Origin of the sequence: Priestia abyssalis (genome assembly GCF_002019595.1) — a bacterium.
In the GTDB taxonomy this organism is placed as follows: Bacteria; Bacillota; Bacilli; order Bacillales; family Bacillaceae_H; genus Bacillus_BA; species Bacillus_BA abyssalis.
Genome location: NZ_KV917369.1, coordinates 521,228 through 541,583 on the forward strand (window position 1 = coordinate 521,228; position 20,356 = coordinate 541,583).

General features: G+C 42.4%; 17 protein-coding genes. All 17 read left to right on the plus strand.

Going from position 1 to position 20,356, the window contains the following annotated elements; genetic code table 11:
• Positions 1-4: 4 nt before the first annotated feature.
• The 17 genes from lhgO (at position 5) to dmpG (ending at position 20,355) form a co-directional block, all read left to right on the plus strand.
• Positions 5-1,219: an L-2-hydroxyglutarate oxidase gene (gene lhgO, locus BK575_RS02585; RefSeq protein ID WP_078408768.1), complete on the plus strand. Its 1,215-nt coding sequence runs from the start codon at positions 5-7 to the stop codon at positions 1,217-1,219.
• Between the two features lie 29 nt (positions 1,220-1,248).
• Positions 1,249-1,587: a DUF3870 domain-containing protein gene (locus BK575_RS02590; protein WP_078408769.1), complete on the plus strand. Its 339-nt coding sequence runs from the start codon at positions 1,249-1,251 to the stop codon at positions 1,585-1,587.
• 313 nt (positions 1,588-1,900) lie between these two features.
• Positions 1,901-2,839: a glutarate dioxygenase GlaH gene (glaH, locus tag BK575_RS02595; protein WP_078408770.1), complete on the plus strand. Its 939-nt coding sequence runs from the start codon at positions 1,901-1,903 to the stop codon at positions 2,837-2,839.
• A gap of 264 nt (positions 2,840-3,103) precedes the next feature.
• Positions 3,104-5,122, plus strand: a complete 2,019-nt coding sequence (locus BK575_RS02600) for a transporter substrate-binding domain-containing protein (protein WP_078408771.1) — start codon at positions 3,104-3,106, stop codon at positions 5,120-5,122.
• A 1-nt stretch (position 5,123) separates the two neighbouring features.
• Complete coding sequence (locus BK575_RS02605; RefSeq protein ID WP_078408772.1) at positions 5,124-6,503, plus strand: sigma-54-dependent transcriptional regulator; 1,380 nt, start codon at positions 5,124-5,126, stop codon at positions 6,501-6,503.
• A gap of 160 nt (positions 6,504-6,663) precedes the next feature.
• The gene (locus tag BK575_RS02610) at positions 6,664-7,668 is read left to right on the plus strand and encodes a TAXI family TRAP transporter solute-binding subunit (RefSeq protein ID WP_078408773.1); all 1,005 of its coding nucleotides are present in this window, start codon (positions 6,664-6,666) and stop codon (positions 7,666-7,668) included.
• A 23-nt stretch (positions 7,669-7,691) separates the two neighbouring features.
• Positions 7,692-9,650 carry a TRAP transporter permease gene (locus tag BK575_RS02615; protein WP_078408774.1) on the plus strand — a complete coding sequence of 653 codons (1,959 nt, stop codon included), beginning with the start codon at positions 7,692-7,694 and terminating at the stop codon, positions 9,648-9,650.
• Between the two features lie 455 nt (positions 9,651-10,105).
• The gene (locus tag BK575_RS02620; RefSeq protein ID WP_078408775.1) at positions 10,106-10,849 is read left to right on the plus strand and encodes a sulfite exporter TauE/SafE family protein; all 744 of its coding nucleotides are present in this window, start codon (positions 10,106-10,108) and stop codon (positions 10,847-10,849) included.
• Positions 10,850-11,080: 231 nt separating this feature from the next.
• Complete coding sequence (locus tag BK575_RS02625) at positions 11,081-12,559, plus strand: 4-hydroxyphenylacetate 3-hydroxylase family protein (protein WP_078408776.1); 1,479 nt, start codon at positions 11,081-11,083, stop codon at positions 12,557-12,559.
• A gap of 54 nt (positions 12,560-12,613) precedes the next feature.
• Entirely contained in the window at positions 12,614-13,360 is a 747-nt protein-coding gene (locus BK575_RS02630; protein WP_078408777.1) for an IclR family transcriptional regulator, read from the plus strand.
• A 305-nt stretch (positions 13,361-13,665) separates the two neighbouring features.
• Complete coding sequence (locus BK575_RS02635) at positions 13,666-14,214, plus strand: FAD synthetase family protein (RefSeq protein WP_078408778.1); 549 nt, start codon at positions 13,666-13,668, stop codon at positions 14,212-14,214.
• 127 nt (positions 14,215-14,341) lie between these two features.
• On the plus strand, positions 14,342-15,379 hold the full coding sequence (locus BK575_RS02640; protein ID WP_078408779.1) for an amidohydrolase family protein: 1,038 nt from the start codon (positions 14,342-14,344) through the stop codon (positions 15,377-15,379).
• Positions 15,351-15,824 (plus strand): RidA family protein, encoded by a 474-nt coding sequence (locus BK575_RS02645; protein ID WP_078408780.1) that lies wholly within the window; start codon positions 15,351-15,353, stop codon positions 15,822-15,824. The genes BK575_RS02640 and BK575_RS02645 overlap by 29 nt, the downstream gene beginning before the upstream one ends.
• Positions 15,821-17,290 carry an aldehyde dehydrogenase gene (locus BK575_RS02650; protein WP_078408781.1) on the plus strand — a complete coding sequence of 490 codons (1,470 nt, stop codon included), beginning with the start codon at positions 15,821-15,823 and terminating at the stop codon, positions 17,288-17,290. Before BK575_RS02645 ends, BK575_RS02650 begins: the two co-directional genes overlap by 4 nt.
• 111 nt (positions 17,291-17,401) lie before the next feature.
• Positions 17,402-18,181 carry a 2-keto-4-pentenoate hydratase gene (locus BK575_RS02655; RefSeq protein ID WP_078408782.1) on the plus strand — a complete coding sequence of 260 codons (780 nt, stop codon included), beginning with the start codon at positions 17,402-17,404 and terminating at the stop codon, positions 18,179-18,181.
• Between the two features lie 247 nt (positions 18,182-18,428).
• The gene (locus tag BK575_RS02660; RefSeq protein WP_078408783.1) at positions 18,429-19,343 is read left to right on the plus strand and encodes an acetaldehyde dehydrogenase (acetylating); all 915 of its coding nucleotides are present in this window, start codon (positions 18,429-18,431) and stop codon (positions 19,341-19,343) included.
• Positions 19,330-20,355 (plus strand): 4-hydroxy-2-oxovalerate aldolase, encoded by a 1,026-nt coding sequence (gene dmpG, locus BK575_RS02665; protein ID WP_078408784.1) that lies wholly within the window; start codon positions 19,330-19,332, stop codon positions 20,353-20,355. Before BK575_RS02660 ends, dmpG begins: the two co-directional genes overlap by 14 nt.
• Position 20,356 lies beyond the last annotated feature (1 nt).

Consider the following 20,356-nt stretch of genomic DNA (forward strand, 5'->3'; position numbering starts at 1 on the left):
TAAAATGTATGATTTTGCAATAGTAGGTGGAGGAATTGTCGGTTTATCAACGGGGATGGCACTATATAAACGTTTTCCGAACGCGAAAGTAGCTGTTCTTGAAAAAGAGTCAGCTGTCGCAGAACATCAAACAGGTCACAACAGCGGAGTCATTCACTCCGGTATCTATTATAAGCCAGGCAGCTTTAAAGCGCGTTTTGCACGTCAAGGAAGTAAATCGATGACGGAATTTTGTCAAACGCATGGAATTGATCATGATATTTGCGGCAAAGTGATTGTCGCGACAAAAAAAGAGGAATTACCGCTCCTGGAAAATTTGTATCAGCGAGGGCTTCAAAATGAACTAGCTATTCAAAAAATCGGTGTAGAAGAATTAAAAGAAATTGAGCCGCACGTTAATGGGCTCGGGGCTATTCGTGTTCCGCAAGCCGGTATTGTTAATTATCGCCAAGTTAGTGAGAAATTTGCTGAAATTATTAAGCGAAATGGCGGTGAAATTCACTTAAATACGAAAGTAGAAAAAATGTATGAGCAATCAGATCGAGTGACCATCGAGACAAATCGTGGAACCTTAACGGCTCATGTCGTAATCAACTGTGCCGGTCTTCACAGTGATCGTGTAGCTACCGCTGCAGGATATAAAACAGATATGAAAATATTGCCGTTTAGAGGCGAGTATTATAAATTGGTACCAGAAAAACGCTATTTAGTTAAGCATTTAATCTATCCAGTGCCAAATCCGAAGTTCCCATTTTTAGGGGTTCATTTTACGCGAATGATTAGCGGAGAGGTTGATGCAGGTCCAAATGCTGTGTTAAGCTTTAAACGTGAGGGATACAAAAAGACCGATTTCAGTGCAAAAGATTTAATGGAATCGTTAAGCTTTCCTGGATTATGGAAAATGGCTGGTAAGTTTGCGAAGGAAGGGCTAGATGAATATGTTCGTTCTTTTAGCAAAAAGCAATTTACGAAAAGCCTCCAGGAATTGATTCCTGAAATTACGGAAGAGGATTTAATCCCTGCACCTGCCGGCGTTCGCGCACAAGCATTAAAAAGCGATGGGAATATGGTAGATGATTTCCATATTATTATGGGGAAACGGACCATTCATGTATGTAATGCTCCATCTCCGGCTGCTACAGCTTCAATTGAAATAGGGAAGGAAGTTGTTAATAGAATACCAGAGCAGTCTCATTTAAAAGAAGCCGTAATAATTTAATATTATGTCCTTTGAGAGGAAGATTTATCATGTTTAATGGAAAAACTATTTTTATTGCAGGACATGCTCGTTTACCGCAAGGAATGGCAGCAAAAAGCGTCTTTGAAACATTAACGATTACTGCTGAAGTGGATGTGAAATACGGCGTTATATTAGAAGCATCTTGTACATTGGCAACAGAACACGGCCGTGAATTTATTGGACGTGTATTAAGAGGAACAAGCTTAAAAGACGGTGTAGAGGATGCTATTCAAGAAATCCAAACATATTACCGAGGGAAGGCAACAAATGCTTTAATTGCAGCATTAAAGGATCTTGATCTTCATTTTCATCAAATTCATGACGAACAAAAGAATAAAGTAAAATAACTTCTAAAAAGAATGATTGACAGTTTATAATGTAAGCGTTATAATTAAATTATTAAAATATTTCTAACATTTCCACCTTTTGAAAAAGACCCTTTCAGAATCGTGGATAGTTATAAATAATTGGAAACAAGAAACGTAAATAATAATGAACTGCTAATTCACTGTGACTCTATTCGCATAGAGCGGTGAAGTGAATATAAGCCAGTTGTACATGTGAACCCTTATTTATGATTAGGGAGCTTGTGCAGCTGGCTTTTTATCTTTCTTGGTTTCCAGTTTCAACTATCTTACACAAAACGGGAGGAATTTAGTTATGAGTATTGTCGAAAAGCAAAGAAGAAAGTATGAAACAAAAACAGAAAAATATGAGGTGAAAGTTCATCCGCAAACAGACCGTTTGTATCACATTGAACTTGCGAAAGACGCCATTGAAGGGTTTCTGAAAGCTGTTAAACAAGAGGATTATTCTGTTCAGCATTTAGAATACACGCCTTATACCCGTCTCATTGTTTCTTCTCTATTATTAGATCAAGTTGGTGAAGAGTTTGGTGAATTACTTCGAAGTATCGTCCATGACCGCGAATCAGGAGGATTTACGATTGGCTTAGAAGGTGTGACGAAAGATACAGATGAATATGTCTTATTCTCAACAGCTGTTTCATATTTGCTGGGGACATCAAACTTTGATTCGATGTCAGGAAAATATTATGCACGTTTTACAGTGAAACATACAGATAACAGTGATTCTTACCTTCGCCAAGCCTATCGCTTATTTACACTGCATACAGATGGTACGTTTGTAGATGAGCCAACAGACTGGCTGTTAATGATGAAGATTGTGGAAGAAAATGCACGCGGGGGTGAATCAAGATTATTGCACTTAGATGATTGGAAAGAACTTGATAGATTTGCGAACCACCCGCTGGCAAGCCGTAAATTCACATATAAAGCACCATCAAGTAAAAATGTCAGCCAAGAGGTAGAGCGTTTAACCTTCTTTAATCATAATAATAAACCTGGTATTTGTTTTATTGACCAGTTTGTTTATCCCGAAACAATTGAAGAAGCCAAATATTTAAAAGATCTTTCTCAATCAATGGAAAATGATGAAAGTGTTATCGAACTTGAACTGCCTGTTGGAGATTTAGTGGTTGTTAATAATATTTTCTGGCTTCACGGACGTGCTGCTTTCGAGGTGGATCCAAACTTGAATCGTGAGTTGCTTCGTCAGCGTGGACGATTTAATCAATAATGAAATGAATAAGTAAAAAATTGTTACGATAGATTTGATTAAAAGGCAAATTCATTTTCCTGGCTTCGGTTTGGAAAATGAAGTTTGTCTTTTTTCATTTATCCCGCTTTAACAGACAGTAAGCCCCCACGATTCTTTCTCTCCAGTTAACCATCTTCAATCACAAATTATTAAGCGCAATGGACTGAAAATGATGGGAATTGTCTTTCTATTATAAATGTTGTGATAAAATATCAATAGTAAATAAAAAAGGAGAACGCTTTCATGAGAAGGGTTTGGAGAGCTATTCCTGTTATTATTCTATCGTTCTTTATTTGTCTATTTAGTACATACTCAGCGGAAGGAAGTACGAACGAACGTAAAAAAGTTTATCGTATTGCTGGGGATCGATATTTGCCGCCGTTCTCGTACGTAAACGAAGATGGAAAATTCACTGGCTTCAGCGTTGAATTGTTCGAACGAATTGCAAAGCAAGAGAATGTTGCATTTGAGTTTATTCCAATGGCCTCCTATAAGGCGATAGAAGCCTTAAAAAAGGGTGAAATCGACGCAGTAATGGGAATGAAGTATTCAAGTCGTTTGAGTGGACAATTTTTATTTTCAGAATCGTATTTTATGGTTACGGATACCGTTGTATTGCCAAAAAAAGATGCCTCATCTGTTCGTACATTGACAGATTTGCGCGAGAAAATTGTTGTAATACAAGAGGATCCGACAGCTCTTTCATTAATCATGAACATTCGGGATGCCGAAGTAACTACAGCTCTGAATACTAGGGACGCTTTTGCCCATTTAATGGCTAATCGTGCTGATGCACTTTTAACAAATAAATGGACGGCCGCTCATTATATCAAACAAAATAATATAGATTCTCAGTATGAGATGGTTGATGGATTGACTGGTACTTCGGCTGAATTTACGGCGATTGTCCATCCGAACGAGAGGCAGCTTCTTCAAATCATAAATACCTCGATTGCAGAAATGAAAGCGAATGGGGACTATTTAGAGTTACATTCTCACTGGTTTAGCGGTATTACCGATCAGCGTTTGAAAGAACTCCGAAATTGGATTGCAGCACTAGTTATATTACTCATTCTCATTCTTGTTGCACTGTCTATTATTTATCTGTGGAATAAGAAGCTAAAGGATGAAGTGAGAAAACGCACAGCTGCGTTGGAATTTGTAAATAGGAAGCTAAAAGATCAACAAATCGAATTGTCACAAGCTGACCAATTCAAGGAAAATATTTTGAATCATATTTATTCTGGTCTCATTACATTTGATAATGAAAATAACTTAACAAGCATTAATAGACGAGCACGTACTATTTTAAACTTAGCTGGTGAAGGACCTATTGGTGTAGAAGATATTTTGTCTTTGCCTAAGATGAAACAAGTGTTAGCGGCATATGAAGAATCGGCTGCTGCAGCTGCTAAGGAGAGTGAAGTGATTTTTTCAGAAGAGTTATCATTTGAGGATGACAGTGGGAAGCATCGCTCAATTTTATTTCGTATCATCCCGCTAAACGGCAGAGATTTACGTTCGGAAGGCTATTTGATCACACTTGCCGATCGTTCAGAAGAAAGAATGTTAGAAAGAAAGCTTGCGCTTCAGGAAAAAATGGGGGCGCTTGGACAGCTTGTCGCAGGTGTTGCTCATGAAATTCGCAATCCGCTTACAACATTGAAAATGTTTGTGGAAATGCTGCCTAAAAAGTATGAAAACCCCGAATTTCGTGATGAAATGCTCAAATATGTACCAGAATCGGTGAAGCGGATGAATCAGATTGTTGAGGGTTTGCTAGGGTATTCACGTCGAAATGAAGCAAAACGGGACATATTTGCGTTAACACTCTGTATACAGTCCATTGTATCGATTATGGAGCCAACATTAAGAAAAAATGCAGTCAAGCTTGTATTAGATGTTGATGATCGTGCTTACGCATTTGCTGATCAAAACCAAATTGGCCAGATTTTGCTTAACTTTATGTTAAATGGACTTGATGCGATGGCAGATAGTCAGGAAAAAGTAATGACTGTCACAGCGTATAGTGATGACAAATATGCTTATATAACAGTCGCCGATACTGGGTGCGGGATTGAACCAGAAGCTCTCGCACGTTTATTCGAACCGTTTTACACAACGAAAACAACCGGGATCGGTTTGGGGTTATCGCTTTGCTATCAATGGGCGGAGGAAAACAATGGCGGACTGGATGTCAAGTCACTTGAAAACGGCTCGGAATTTACAGTAAAACTACCAGTCAAAAAAGGGGATGTGTAAGATGAAACCGTTTGTATTAATTATCGATGATGAACCCGCCATCGGTTCGTCCTTAAGGTTTGCATTAGATGATCACTTTAAGACAGAAGCATGTACAGATGTACAGGATGCCTACGCGATCCTACAGGAAAAAGATGTTCATGTCGTTCTGCTTGACTGGCGTTTGGGTAAATACGATGGTTTGGACGTCCTTGTACACATCAAAGAGATCAGCCCGGCAACGTCTGTTATCATGATGACAGCTTACGGTACGATTGAATCGTCCGTTGAAGCAATTAAAAGAGGGGCGTTTCATTATATTACCAAACCCCCTGAACTTGATGAGCTGCTTTTACTTATTAACAAATCACTTGAACATCAAAATTTGCATAACCAGGTTCGTGAGCTAAGTGAACAAATCGAAAAAATAAGAGGATATGATCAAATCATTGGTGAAAGTAAAGCGATGGAAAGAGTGTTTTCCATTATTGATCAAGTAAAAGATATTGACTCAAGTGTGCTGATTACGGGGGAAAGTGGAACAGGCAAAGAGTTGGTTGCAAGAGCAATCCACCGCAATGGTAAACGAAAAAAAGGTCCGTTTATTGCTGTAAACTGTGCAGCAATCCCGGAAGCACTGCTTGAAAGTGAATTATTTGGTCACAAAAAAGGGGCATTCACCGGTGCAGCTGCAAGTCGTTTGGGAAAGGTGGAAGCTGCACATAACGGAACGCTTTTTCTTGATGAAATCGGAGAAATGCCGATCCATTTGCAGGCAAAGCTGCTTCGCGTTCTTCAAGAAAAAGAAGTGACACCATTGGGGACAAATGAACCAATTAAAGTAGACATCCGGATTATTACGGCTACAAATCAGAGTTTACAGGACATGATCGACAAAGGTGATTTTCGTGAAGATTTGTATTTTAGGTTGAATGTCATTCCACTTCCGCTTCCGCCATTAAGGGAACGGAAAGAAGATTTGACATTACTCATCCCGCATTTTTTAAAAAAATATGCCGAAGAAATGAACCGTCCCATCCCCCTTTTATCACCGGATACAAATGAGTGGCTTCAAGAATACTCGTATCCAGGAAATATCAGGCAGCTTGCCAATATCCTTGAATATGCCGTTGCAATGGCGAAAAATGGACAGATTGTACCTGATGACTTACCGATTATCCAACCTGAGTCGTTAAGAAAAGGCACAAGCAAAGGAGAGAACGGACATGTGCTTGAGATTCCAATTCCATCTACGCTCAAGGAAGCAGAGAAAATGCTGATTCAAGCGGTATTGACTCATTGTGGGGGCAACCGGAGAAAAACAGCATCCTTACTCGGAATGAGTGAGCGTAACTTACGAAATAAGCTTAATCAGAATCGGGAAGAGGTCGAGATCAAATAGAGGAAAAAAGTGCCGGGGCGGCATTTTTTTCCGGTCTAAAACGGCACTATTTGCCGTTTTTTTATTTTTTCTAAAAGAAAACCTTGTGTTTTACAGGACTGGATGTTGGCATAATTCTTGCAATATTAAGTAGTGAAACTAATAAAAAGAGGTGGTACATTTGTTTCAGAAAAAGTGGGTGTTTATTTCGATTATTTTAATGTTCATCCTTAGTGGCTGCGGGAATAGTCAGCAAGTTAATGGAAGCGCTAACAACAAGGCAGCTGAAGGCCACTATTTTTCAGGTGAAACGCTAACCATTTTAACTGGGGGAACATCAGGAATCTACTTTCAGATGGGAAATGCGATGGCAAAAATCTATGGTGAAGAAATCGGTGCACAAGCAAGTGCACAAACAACCGGTGCGTCAGCTGAAAATACCGCAAAGGTTTCTCGAGGAAAAGCTGAACTTGGCTTTGCAATGGCTGACACCGTATCTGATGCATACCTCGGCGATGGAAATTTCGAAAAGTATGGGGCGATAAAAAACATTCGAGCAGTTGCCTCACTTTATCCGAATTATATGCAAATTGTTACCGTTAAATCAGCAGGTATTAAGACCCTTGAAGATCTTCGCGGCAAGGATTTGGCTGTTGGTGCACTTGGCAGCGGGACAGAAATTATGGCCAAACGCATCCTAGAAGGCGTTGGTCTTACTTATAAAGATGTAAACGCAGACTTTTTGTCGTTTGCAGAAGGAATTGAAGGAATTAAAAATGGGACGACAGATGTTGCCTTTTTATCTTCAGGCTATCCAAACTCAGGAATCATGGAGCTTGCGGCAACAGATGATGTCGAAATCATTCCAGTTCCAGAAGAACTCACATTGAAATTAAAAGAGGCCTATCCAGCTTTTGAAATGGGTACTATTCCAGCTGATACATACGCGGGAGTCAGTAAAGAAATTCCTACAGTAAAAGTAAACAATCTACTAATTACAAATAAGGAATTACCTAATGAAGCTGTGTATGAACTAACAAAAACACTATTCGATCATTTGGATGCCCTGAAGGCTGCACATAATTCTGCAAAAGATATTGATCTTCAAAAGGCCGTAGAGGAACTTCCATTACCGCTTCATCCAGGTGCAGAAAAATATTTTAAAGAACAAGGTGTTTTAGACTAATAAGCAAATGGGGTGAGTGAGAAATGCAAGAGACATTAAAAAAGGAAATGAATGAAACCGCTATCTTAGAGAAATATGATGCAGAATCAAGAACAAAAAAAATCGATAAAGGCTTTTGGCGCTGGGTCATCTTAGTTTTGAGTGTTAGTCTGGCAGGTTACCATTTATACTCATCGTTTTTCGGTTCGCTCGATGCACTTAGACACCGTTCCCTTCATACCGCTGTGATTGCAGCACTAGTGTTTATTTTATATCCAGCTTTTTTCAAGAAGAAAAAAGATAAGGTGAGTGTGTTCGATATCCTTTGGATGCTGGCAGCCCTTTCGACAACTGCCTATATGTTCATTGATTACGAAAATATTGCGATACGTATGTCAGTCTACATGCCAAGTACAATTGACATTTTCTTTGGAATTATCTTGATTGCTGTTGTTGTAGAAGGCGGAAGACGTGTAGCTGGTAATGCTTTAACCATTTTAGCCGTACTCTTTTTAGCTTACGCCTTTTTCGGGCAATACGCGCCTAGTTTATTACGTCATTCGGGAAAAGATGTCGAGGATATTGTGACATATATGTATTTATCCACAGAAGGGATTTTTGGTATTGCGATCTCGGTTTCTGCTTCCTATATCATTCTATTTATCTTGTTTGGTGCATTTTTAAATCGTTCAGGAATGGGGAAATTTTTCACGGATATCTCCATGGGATTAGCGGGTCATACATCTGGTGGTCCAGCAAAAGTGTCGGTTATTTCAAGTGGTTTGCTCGGATCCATTAATGGTAGTGCACTTGCCAATGTCGTAACGACAGGGGCATTTACAATTCCGTTAATGAAGCGCGTTGGATACAAACCAGAATTTGCGGGTGCTGTCGAAGCTACTGCCTCAGTTGGTGGTCAAATTCTCCCGCCGGTTATGGGGGCAACTGCGTTTATTATGGCTGAAACTCTTGGAATGCCGTACAATCAAATCGCTTTAGCAGCAATCCTGCCAGCTTTGCTTTATTACCTTGGTATTATTTTCATCGTTCATTTCCGAGCAAAGAAACTGGGATTGCACGGATTGAGTAAGGAAGAACTGCCAAATGTCTTAGAAACATTAAAAAAAGGCGGACATTTGCTCATTCCGATCATTGTTTTAATCGGTTTATTAATGGCTGGAAAAACACCATTGTTTGCAGCGTTTGTTGCGATTGTTCTTTCCATTGTTGTCAGCTGGTTTAATAAAGAGACTCGAATGGGCCCAAGAGAAATTATTCAGGCGATGGAAGAAGGGATTCGTTCCTCACTCGGTGTTGCGATGTCTTGTGCGATTGTTGGAATTATCGTTGGAGTTAGTACATTAACGGGCCTTGGCCCGAAATTGACACAATCAATTCTTGTACTTGGGCAAGGTGAAATCGTGTTAACCCTTATTTTCACAATGGTAGCCTGTATCATCATGGGAATGGGATTGCCATCAATTCCAACGTATATCATTACATCGACCATGGCTGCGCCTGCACTTCTTGAACTGGGGATTGCACCGTTTTTAACGCATATGTTTGTATTCTACTTTGGTATTTTAGCCAATGTCACACCGCCAGTAGCACTAGCAGCCTTTGCGGGAGCGGGGATAGCGGGAGGAAACCCAACTAAAACAGGCTTTGAGTCTATGAGACTTGCGATGTCTGGTTTTATCATTCCATTCGTTTTTGTCTTTTCCCCATCGCTTCTTATGATGGACGTATCAGGGCCGCTTGAAGTCATTTCAGTTACAGCTACATCCATTATTGGCATACTTGGCCTAAGTGCAGCGATTGAGCGCTATTTCTTGACCGATATGCAGTTGCCAGTGGCGCTTATCTGTTTTGTCGGATCAATAACTCTAATCATTCCAGGAGCAGTGACCGATATCATCGGACTCATCATCTTGATAGGTGTTGCAGTCTACCAGTGGTCAAGAAAAGGGAAATTTAAACAGAATGAAAAACTATCTGCGTAAATAATGGGGATAACCTAGATGGCTGATTTTGCCCTTTGGGTTATCCTTATTATTTTCCTATACTGCTTGATTGCAATACAAGTAAAATAATCCTCCATCTATATAAATAACACGACACATCTTCATTCAATCGAGAAACATCAACGTCGGTGCCCCAAACAACTTGAATTTGCTCTCAAGGGATTCACCTATGCGGATGGCGCCAACCCCGCAAGAGGGGGTGTCAGCCGCTTAGGTCTAGAAACTTTGGCATGGTCGTTCTTTGGTCATGTCGAATTTTCTAAATCGATCTATATAGTTCAAGAAAATAGAATTCAAGCTTTGATATGATAAAGGTGAATACTGTTGAAATTTGTCTGTTAAAAAGAAGGAGAAAGATATTCTAATATCGAAAGTTTTCAAATTTAGGACATTCCCTAAAAGAATGCCGGCACTTAGTGAATGGAGGAAATGATTTGCTTATCATCTTGACTATGTTTGCACTAGGAGCCTTGCTCGGTTTCGTAGGAGCGGGAGGAGCGGGCTTTATTATTGCTGTATTGATGCTTTTATTTAAAGTTCCGATTTACAAAGCGCTTGGAACATCGCTTGCAGCCATGATTTTTACGAGTTTATCCGGTGCTTTCAGCCATTACAGAGAAGGAAATGTGGCAATGAAAGCCGGGGTAATAACGGGATTGTTCGGGGCCTTTGGAGCTTTTATAGGATCGAAAATTGCTTTTATGATTTCAAGCGATATTTTACCTTGGTTAACAGCCGGAATGTTATTTTTATCTTCTATTTTGCTTTTAGTTCGTTTATTTGTCATCAAAAGCAGTAAAGACGAGAAGGAAGAAGAGAGTCATTCGTTTTTTATCGGAAAAGCAGCCTTCTTAGGTCTTCTATTTGGCACAGTATCAGGTACTGTGGGGATTGGGTCCGCACCGTTTATTCAAGTTGGTCTATACACGCTTCTTGGGTTATCGATTCGCCAATCAGTAGGTACGACCATGCTTGTTATTATACCCATCGCACTAGGAGGAGGGGTTGGCTACGTTCTGGAAGGGTATTTGGATTTCTTCTTATTATTCCAAGTGCTGATAGGAACGATGACAGGGGCTTATGTTGGAGCGAAGTTTACAAACTTAGTGCCGAAAAATCTTTTGAAAGTAACCATGGTCGCCACGCCCGCATTGGCCGCTCTGCTTTTAGTAATCTAGAAAGAGGCTATATGTGTATGGCTGTTCCATAAGTTCTAAGCAGGCCGTCCAGATTATTTTTTTACTGACCTGTTACTAAATCCTTAATTTTACTGGATTCACTTGACGGCCCCTTCAAAAAAAAATTGGTCATTTCACATTATGAAATAACCTCGTTGAAAAAAAGTCCCTCTTAATTGATTATATAGCATATAGAGTTTTTAAAATATTCTGTTTACTAGGGGGAGCGACATGGGAATTCGAACAGGTGCCGACTATATTGAAGCGTTAAAATCTAGACAGCCGGAAGTGTGGCTGAAAGGAAAAAAAGTAGTGGATTTAGTGAATGAACCTGTATTCAAACAACCTATTCAAGAGATTGCGAAGCTGTATGATATGCAGCATGATCCGGAATATCAAAATAGAATTACACATATTTGCGAGGAAACGGGCGAACGAATCAATAACGCTTTTTTAGTACCAAGATCCGCAGAAGATTTAAAAGCACGTAGCGAGGTATTTGAAGTATTTGCTAAAGCAACATTCGGTCTCATGGGAAGAACGCCGGATTTCCTGAACGTTGTCGTTACATCCATGGCCAGCAACTCTTGGTTTTTGGATAAATACAACCCGGAATGGTCGAAAAATATCCGCAATTATTATCGCTATATTCGTGATAACGACTTGTTTTTAACGCATGCCATTATCAATCCGCAAAATGATCGGAGTAAAGCATCCCATGAACAAAACGATATGTTTACACACTTAGGTACAGTGGAAGAAACAGCGGAAGGACTTGTTGTAAGAGGTGCAAAAATGCTTGCCACACTTGCCCCGATTACGGATGAAGTCATCGTTTATTCATTCCCTGGTTTCCAGCCTGGAGATGAGCGTTATGCCTTAGCATTTGCTTTGCCAATTGACACACCGGGCCTTCGAATTCTATGCCGTGAACCGATGCAAGATGGAAAACGCTCCTTATTTGATCATCCCCTTGCATCACGATTTGAAGAAATGGATGCCGTATTGGTGTTTCATGATGTCGTTGTACCTTGGGACCGCGTTTTCCTTTATAACAATGTCGAGGCGGCAAACCTTCTTTATCCTAAGACGGGAATTGCCCAGCAGCCAGCTCACCAATCAGGAGTAAGGGGATGGGTCAAGCTTGCTTTCGCAACAGAAGTTGCGTGTAAAATAGCGGATTCCATTGGGGTAGATACCTATTTAAATGTTCAACACGAACTTGGAGAGCTCGTTCAATCCGTTGAGACAATTCGTGCATTGCTCCGTGTTGCCGAATATGAGTACGAAGTGACGGACAGCGGTGAGGTAATGCCGGCGCCAGTTCCGCTTGAAACGATTCGAGGCCTGCTGCCGAAAATGTATCCGCGTGCGATTGAGGTACTTCAGACGATTGGTGCAGGCGGCTTGCTGATGTCTCCAACAGGAGCAGATTTTGAAAATCCTGAACTACGCGGAGATTTTGATAAATATTATGCAGGGCGTGCAGGGGTTTCAGGAGAAGAACGTGTTCGCTTGTTCAAATTGGCTTGGGATTTATGCGGAGAGGCGTTCGGCCAACGCTTACTGCAGTATGAGCGCTATTACACGGGAGATCCGATTCGTAAACGGGCTATTTTTTATAATCAATATAAACGGAACCATTCGTTCTCCATGGTCGATGAAGCATTAAACGGGGCACGTCATTCAGAGGCATTGCTTAATCGATAATGACGACTCGTTCAATTATAGAATAAGGGCGTACGGGAAAAGGAGAGGGGAAAGGTGATTGCATCCGTCAAGAAAATTTGCAATATTCTAAACTGTTTTACGAATGATGAACCTGTATTGGGAAATTCCGAGATTGCTGAAAAACTGGAAATGAATCCGAGTACTGTTCATCATCTAGTCCGTACGTTGTGTGAAGAGGGAATTCTCATACAGGACTACAAAAAAAAGTACAGACTAGGTTGGAAGTTGCTTGAATGGAGCAATCATGTTATGTTCCAGCAAGATATTTACAGCGGGGCTATTCCGTTAGTGGAAGAGCTCGTCAGGAAATTTAGCGGAACAGTCCATATTGGAATGTTCGATCAAGGAGATGTCGTCTTCGTATTAAAGGTTACATCTAAAGGCTCTCTTGCCGTCTCTACGTACGTGGGGGCGAGAAAACCCGCTTATTGCACAAGTACGGGAAAAGTTTTACTTTCGTACAATCCTTCCTTAATACAGCCCACGATTGCAAAGGGGTTATTGAGACGGTCGAAAAACACGATTACGGATGTTCAAAAGTTGCAAATGGAGCTTAAGGAAATTAGGAAAAGAGGCTATTCTACAAGCAATGACGAGAATGAGCTTGGATTATATGGAATTGCAGCGCCTATTCGTTCTTATACTGGCAGAACGGTCGCAGCTCTTAATATGGTAGGGCCAGTCGCTTACATGCAAGGAAGCGAGAGGAATGCGATTATTCAGGGCGTCATTTATACAGCGGACTTAATTTCAAAAGAGTTGGGTTATATTGACGTTTAATGATAACGCTTACAATTATTGAAGTGACAGATTACTAAAGAGGTTTGCGTAACCAAGGCGCTTGCGCTTTTCTTACTGTCTAGCTTCAGCGCCTAGCTCGTTGTGGAAAAGATGATTGCTCTCATAAGGCAAAAAGCGCCTTCTGGATCAATCCCTATTTCCCGAGGCCCACAGGATGTGGGTCATGCCGACGTTGGTGATTAACGTGGCGATCTTAGTCGGCCTTCCTTGATAAGGCGCTTGCACTTTTCTTAATTCCCAGTCTCAGTCAGAGGCTGGTTCGCATCTTGAAGGAGAGGATACAAATGGAAACACATATGGCGAAAGTGCCGTTGTTGCAGGGATCAGTCATAGCGATAGGAGCTTTTGATGGAGTTCATCTCGGGCATCAAACGGTCATCCGTAAAACGATTGAAAAAAGCAAAGCTCTTAACGTGCCAAGTGTCGTTTATACGTTTGATCCGCCGCCGCGGTCATATTTTCAAGGAGTGCAGGTTTTGACGCCGCTTCCTGAAAAGCTGTACCGCCTGGCTGAGCTGGGAGTTGATCATGCTGTTGTGGCGTCTTTTGATGAATCATATACAAAACGGCATCCTATTCATTTTGTGGAAGAGTTAAAACAGTTAAACCCGATGGAAGTGACAGTCGGAAGGGATTTCCGCTTCGGAAAAAAACGCGAAGGAGATATTCACCTTCTTACTCGGCATTTTCAAGTCTCTGTCATTGATCCGGTGTGTTGTTCAAGCGGAATGTTAATTTCTTCTACGAGAATTCGTGAACTAATGGCACGGGGAGAAAGGCAAGAATCCATCTCCTTATTGGGATGGCCGCTTGAACATTCATCGGCAAGATAACCAAGCGAGCTTTTGCTTGCCTACAGCTAAAAGCAACAAACAGCCAGCTTTTAGAAAAGAGCTGGATAAAAAATCAGGGCATACAACACGTTTAGTATGCAATGTCTAAAGAATTGGAGGAAGGGACATGCGAATAGATTTTCATACACATATCATTCCGGAAAGTTTTCCGGATTTTGCCGAGAAATATGGGGGAGAACGCTGGCCGGTACTGGAACGGACGTGTACGTGCGGTGCATCCATCATGGTGGGCGGAAAGAACTTCCGTGATGTAACCGATCAAGTGTGGTGCCCTGAAAAACGCATAGCCGACATGGATCGTGAAGGAGTAGACATCCAAGTTCTATCGCCGATTCCTGTTACCTTTTCGTATTGGGCAGAACCGCAGCATGCAGCGGAAATGGCCCGAATTCAAAACGATTTTATCGCAGAGACGGTTGCCAAATATCCAGATCGCTTCGTGGGATTAGGTACTGTGCCGATGCAGGACAGCCCAACCGCTGTAAAAGAAATGGAACGCTGTATGAATGAATTGCAGCTGCATGGAATTGAAATCGGTACGAACGTGAACGGCAAAAATTTAGATGATCCTTCATTCATTGAATTTTTCAAAATGGCGGAGAAGTGGGAAGTACCTCTTTTCATTCACCCGTGGGAAACGTTAGGCCGTGATCGAATGCCGAATCATAACTTCATGTATACGGTGGGAATGCCAAGTGAAACGGCACTTGCTGCAGCGACATTAGTATGGAGCGGTATCATGGAGAAATTTCCTAGATTAAAAGTTTGCTTTGCTCATGGAGGGGGCTCATTTCCGTACATTCTTCCGAGACTAGATAAAGGATGGGAGGTGTGGCCGCATTTACGGTTGACGACACATCCTCCAAGCTACTATGCGAAGCAGTTCTATTTTGACTCATTAAACTACGACCCATTAAACATAAAGTACATGATTGAACGTTTCGGGCACGAGAAAATTTTCATGGGTTCTGATTATCCGTTTTTGCTCCGTGAAATCGACCCTGGAAAAGTGATTGATGAAACAATCGAGTTAACCGAACAGCAAAGATCGGACATGCTCGGCGGCAATGCTGCCAAGTTCTTGAATATTGAAAAGAAGAGAAGGGGTGCTATCTATGCCAACAGTGCAAACGCCGGAGAGTAAATTGAAAGAACTGGGCTTATTATTGTCCCCTGTGCGTCCTGCTGTAGGGAATTATGTTAGCTGCGTGCGGGCAGGGAATTTATTATTTACGGCCGGACAGGGTGTCGATCAATATCATGGGAAATTGGGAAGAGATTTGACGGTTGAAGAAGGCTATCAAGCTGCCCAACAATCCATGTTGAATTTATTAAGTGCTGTCAGCCATGAATTGGGCGGATTAAGCAAAGTGAAACGAATCGTCAAAATTTTAGGGTTTGTAAACAGTACGGAAGATTTTACAGCCCAGCCTAAAGTGCTGGACGGTGCATCTGATTTGCTCGTAAACGTATTTGGAGAAAAAGGAAAGCATGGCCGGTCTGCGGTAGGGATGGCTCAATTGCCAAACAATACAGCTGTTGAAATTGAAATGATTTTAGAAATTGAGGATGAGGAGGGTGCAATGTGAGTAAAGAAGCACTAGTCGAAAAAGCAAAAGTAAAAGATGCCAAGCTTTTTATTGATGGAGAATATGTAGATGCCCTGTCAGGCAAAACGTTCGATACCATTAATCCAGCTGCAAATGTCAAGCTTGCTTCGGTTGCCGATGGAAGTGAAGCGGATGCAAAACGCGCAATCGATGCAGCGCAGCGTACATTCGAAAGCGGTGTATGGAGCAAAATGCCGGTCGAGGAAAGATCAAATATTCTTTGTAAAATGTCTGACTTAATTATGGAAAGAGTCGACGAATTAGCTTATGTGGAAACACTTGATGTCGGAAAGCCGATTAAAGAAAGCCGTGGCTTTGATATCCCTCGTGCTGCCCAAAATTTCCGCTTTTTTGCGGAAATGGCTAAATATATGGTGCATGAACATTATGATAAGCACAATGTCATGTCCTACGCCAAATACGCACCGGCTGGTGTCACAAGCTTAATTATTCCTTGGAACTTGCCGTTCATGCAAATGACGTGGAAAGCGTCGGCTGCCATGGCTTCTGGCAACACAGTCGTTGTAAAGCCGGCATCCTATACACCGTTAAGTGCGGTCATGCTCGGGGAAATCGCGAATGAAGCGGGATTGCCGCCAGGTGTATTAAACATCATTACAGGTCCGGGAAGCACGGTCGGCACGGCGATGACAACACACCCGCATGTTCGCCGCATTTCATTTGTCGGGGAAAGCAATACCGGTAAAACAGTCATGAGAAACGCTGCAGAGAACTTAATTCCTGTTTCCTTGGAATTGGGAGGGAAGTCTGCCAATATCGTTTTTGAAGATGCGGATTTAGATGAAGCGGTCAAAGGGTCCATTGAGGCAATTTACCGTAACCAAGGGGAAATTTGCTTGGCCGGCTCACGTTTACTTGTCCAGGAAAGCATTTACGATCAATTCCTTGAAAAATTCACAGCTGCTGTCAAAAACATTAAAGTTGGCGATCCAACGGATGAAAATACGGATATGGGGGCTCTTGTATCGAAGGGACATTTAGAAACAGTCGATCAATACGTGCAAATCGGTCTTGCGGAAGGAGCAAAATTGGCTCATGGAGGAAAGCGGGTAGCAGGTCTTGAAAAAGGGAATTTCTATGAGCCGACCGTTCTTTATGATGTAAACAACAAAATGCGTGTGGCCCAGGAAGAAATTTTCGGACCTGTTCTTGTTGTCATTCCATTCAAAACAGAGGAAGATGCCATTCGCATCGCAAACGATTCAATTTACGGTTTGGCAGGTGTCGTTTGGACGAATGACTTAAGACGTGCTCAACGGGTCGCTTCTGAAGTGAATGCCGGGTTGCTGTGGCTTAATTGCTGGTACATCCGCGATTTAAGAACGCCGTTTGGCGGAGCAAAAGCAAGCGGAATCGGCCGTGAGGGAGGCCGCCATAGCTTTGAATTTTATACGGAAGCCAAAACAGTCACAATGAAGTTGTAATTAGAAGCTCGAAGCGTCGACATAGCCAAAGAGCGGCCATGCCGACGTTTCTAAGTCTTTGCTAGGTTAATATGCCAATCCTTGTATTCTCAAAAAAAGGGGTGTCAAACGATGCAAATATTAATTGAAAAGTTGGCGGAAGAGCTTTTGGAGGCGGAGCGGACAAATCAGCCGATCGCTCCCATTACAGAACGTTATGATACATTATCTGTTGTCGATTCTTATCACGTCCAGCTGGCGGTCGTAAAAAAGAAGCTGGCAGAAGGAAGAACGATCATCGGGAAAAAGGTGGGACTGACAAGCAAGGCTATGCAGAATATGCTGGGAGTCGACGAGCCTGATTACGGACACCTATTCGATGATATGAAGGTGGAAAACGGGGAGACCGTAAAAATTGACTCCATGCTTGCACCAAAAATCGAAGCGGAGATTGGGTTCATTCTAGGTGAAGATTTAACAGGCCCTAACTTGACATACTTAGATGTACTCATGGCAACAAAATATGTTGTTCCGACGATTGAAATCATTGACAGCCGTATTGCCGATTGGAAAATCAAACTCGTTGATACGATTGCCGACAACGGCTCATCTGCCAAAGTGGTGGTGGGCGAGAAGTTGTCAACCATTGATCAAATTGATTTACGCAGCGCCAGTATGGTTCTTTATAAAAATGAGGAGTTGATTGCAACAGGTGCTGGTGCAGCCGCTTTAGGCCATCCGGCTCATGCTGTGGCATGGCTTGCGAATAAACTTTCCGAATTCAACATTTCGCTCAAAGCGGGAGAATTGATTTTACCTGGAGCTTTATCAGCGGCGGTCCAAGTGTCCTGCGGCGATACGGTGACGGCTGAATTCGGTTCAATTGGATCGGTATCTGTTCGATTTGAATGATGATAGTGTGTGTTCAAAAAGGAGGGCAAAAAGGACCGAGAAGTTCAAGGAAGCGTAGCTTTGAGCATAAAGGAAAGCTTCTCACGATTCTGCATCGCACGCCGGAAAAGCGATTTTCTTTTCCAAGGAACGGAGCGTATGTTGTTAATACGTGAGTAGCGGAAAAGAAAGCTGACGCCGAAATTCGACGGTCATTTTTCCCGGACTTTTTGAACAACCTCTAATAGTGAAAGAAGGTGGGAGAGGCATGAAGAAAATAAAAGCAGCAATTGTGGGCTCAGGAAATATCGGAACAGATTTAATGTACAAACTCGAACGCAGTGACGTCATCGAGTTAACGGCAGTGATTGGAATCGACCCGGAATCGGATGGGTTAAAAAGAGCCGAAAAGGCCGGTTATCAAACATTCAGCAACGGAATACAATCGCTTATTGACAATCCGGATTTGGCAGACATTGTATTCGATGCGACGTCAGCAAAAGCGCATGTAAGGCATGCGAAGATTTTAAGAGATTTGGGTAAAATAGCAATTGATTTAACTCCTGCAGCGAGAGGGCCGTTTGTTTGCCCGGCTGTAAACCTTGGAGAAAATCTTGATGCTGAAAACGTCAATATGATTACATGCGGAGGTCAGGCGACCATTCCGATTGTCCATGCAATCAATAAGGTGGCAGATGTTACATACGGGGAGATTGTGGCGACCATTGCCAGCCTAAGCGCCGGTCCTGGTACAAGAGCGAATATTGATGAATTTACAATTACGACACGAAGAGGGATTGAGGAAGTGGGCGGAGCTGACCGCGGCAAGGCCCTCATTATTTTAAACCCTGCCGAGCCCCCTATTTTGATGCGCGATACGGTGTATTGTGAAGTAAAACAAATGGATGAAGAAGCCATTCGCCAGTCTATTTACGATATGGTCCAAAAAGTTCAGGAATATGTTCCGGGCTACTGCTTAAAGCAAGAACCTTTGTTTGACGGCAATCGAGTAACGGTGTTCTTGGAAGTCACGGGAGCAGGCGACTATTTCCCTCCTTACGCCGGGAACTTGGATATCATGACGGCTGCCGCGGCAAAAGTCGCTGAAGACTATGCTCGCCATATGCTGAATGCAGCTGTACAAGGAGAGAAAGAGAGGGCTGTGACGAATGAAACGAAATAGTGATAAGCCAATTAAAATCACCGAAGTTAGTTTAAGGGATGGAAGTCACGTAGTCAGACACCAATTTACAGAAGAACAAGTCCGAAATGTCTCCAAAGCGTTGGACGAGGCAGGCATGCATTATATTGAAGTAAGTCATGGGGATGGATTAGGCGGTTCTACGTTGCAGTACGGAAAATCCCTTGTTGATGAAATGAAGCTTATTGAAGCAGCGGTCGAGGAATGTAAGCAATCAACAGTAGCCGTTCTTTTAATTCCCGGCATCGGGACGGTCCATGAACTAAAGCAGGCACGCGAGCTTGGAGCGGGTTTGGTTCGTGTCGCGACACATGTAACGGAAGCGGATGTATCGGCTCAGCATATTCAGCTGGCCCGTGAGCTTGGAATGGAGACATTCGGCTTTTTGATGATGGCACACTCTGCGCCAGTAGAAAAGCTGGTGGAACAAGCAAAGCTAATGGAAAGCTACGGGGCACAAGGCGTTTATATAACTGATTCTGCGGGAGCGCTTTTGCCTCATGAAGTTCGCAAACGTGTCAGAGCACTGCGCGGGTCTCTTGATATTGAAGTGGGCTTTCATGCGCATAACAATTCATCGTTAGCGGTTGCCAACACTCTTGCTGCGATTGAAGAGGGAGCGACAAGAATTGACGGCAGTGTGCGCTGCCTTGGAGCGGGTGCGGGTAATACCCAAACGGAAGCTTTGCTTGCAGTGCTTGATCGGATAGGAGTAGACATAGGTATTGATTTATATAAGATGATGGATTTGGCTGAAGATGTAGTTGGACCGATTTTACCGGGTTCTCAAGAAATCCGCAAAGGAAGCCTTGTTATGGGGTATGCCGGTGTCTATTCGAGCTTTTTGCTTCATGCAGAGCGGGCCGGGAAGCGATTCAACCTGGATCCGCGCGATATTTTAATGGAACTTGGTAAACGAAAAGTCGTGGGCGGACAGGAAGACATGATTTTAGACGTGGCAGCAGAGCTGGCTAAAGTAAAGTCGGGGGTGTGAA

Coding starts and splice junctions, on each gene's coding strand:
- lhgO (WP_078408768.1), top strand. CDS start 5: ATGTATGATTTTGCAATAGTAGGTGGAGGAATTGTCGGTTTATCAACG.
- BK575_RS02640 (WP_078408779.1), top strand. CDS start 14,342: ATGCGAATAGATTTTCATACACATATCATTCCGGAAAGTTTTCCGGAT.
- BK575_RS02645 (WP_078408780.1), top strand. CDS start 15,351: ATGCCAACAGTGCAAACGCCGGAGAGTAAATTGAAAGAACTGGGCTTA.
- BK575_RS02635 (WP_078408778.1), top strand. CDS start 13,666: ATGGAAACACATATGGCGAAAGTGCCGTTGTTGCAGGGATCAGTCATA.
- BK575_RS02655 (WP_078408782.1), top strand. CDS start 17,402: ATGCAAATATTAATTGAAAAGTTGGCGGAAGAGCTTTTGGAGGCGGAG.
- BK575_RS02590 (WP_078408769.1), top strand. CDS start 1,249: ATGTTTAATGGAAAAACTATTTTTATTGCAGGACATGCTCGTTTACCG.
- BK575_RS02615 (WP_078408774.1), top strand. CDS start 7,692: ATGCAAGAGACATTAAAAAAGGAAATGAATGAAACCGCTATCTTAGAG.
- BK575_RS02600 (WP_078408771.1), top strand. CDS start 3,104: ATGAGAAGGGTTTGGAGAGCTATTCCTGTTATTATTCTATCGTTCTTT.
- BK575_RS02605 (WP_078408772.1), top strand. CDS start 5,124: ATGAAACCGTTTGTATTAATTATCGATGATGAACCCGCCATCGGTTCG.
- glaH (WP_078408770.1), top strand. CDS start 1,901: ATGAGTATTGTCGAAAAGCAAAGAAGAAAGTATGAAACAAAAACAGAA.
- BK575_RS02660 (WP_078408783.1), top strand. CDS start 18,429: ATGAAGAAAATAAAAGCAGCAATTGTGGGCTCAGGAAATATCGGAACA.
- dmpG (WP_078408784.1), top strand. CDS start 19,330: ATGAAACGAAATAGTGATAAGCCAATTAAAATCACCGAAGTTAGTTTA.
- BK575_RS02625 (WP_078408776.1), top strand. CDS start 11,081: ATGGGAATTCGAACAGGTGCCGACTATATTGAAGCGTTAAAATCTAGA.